Source organism: Shewanella electrica (genome assembly GCF_022321485.1).
Lineage (GTDB): Bacteria > Pseudomonadota > Gammaproteobacteria > Enterobacterales > Shewanellaceae > Shewanella > Shewanella electrica.
The window spans coordinates 1-280 of the sequence record NZ_JAKOGG010000185.1; the positions used below are offsets into that span (position 1 = coordinate 1).

Here is a 280-nt window from a genome sequence, read left to right on the forward strand (position 1 = left end):
TTCCACTTTTTTTGCATTACATCCTTTGGCATTTGCCGGTCTTCCTGTTGCAGAATATGATAGGAACTGGTTTTGATCCTCTCTTCTCCCGGTGGCCGGAAGGGTTCTGCACAATTGGCTCATAATTTCCTACATCAGGATGTAACTCCGGGGTAATGACTGGTGGTTCGGTGGCCGGTTGGCACAATGCCCCATGTGAACACTTTATGTACTTCTTGAAGAGACCGTGTGTTTCTTTCGGATTCTCAAGTTCTTCTCCAGAAGAAGACATAACCGCCGC

Annotated in this window: 1 protein-coding gene; it reads right to left on the bottom strand. The window is 47.1% G+C overall.

Translation table 11 applies throughout. The annotated features are described in order from the left end of the window. Positions 1-16 precede the first annotated feature (16 nt). Positions 17-280 (bottom strand): hypothetical protein (locus L9G74_RS20320; protein ID WP_238898582.1); only part of this gene is annotated, 264 nt, incomplete at its 5' end.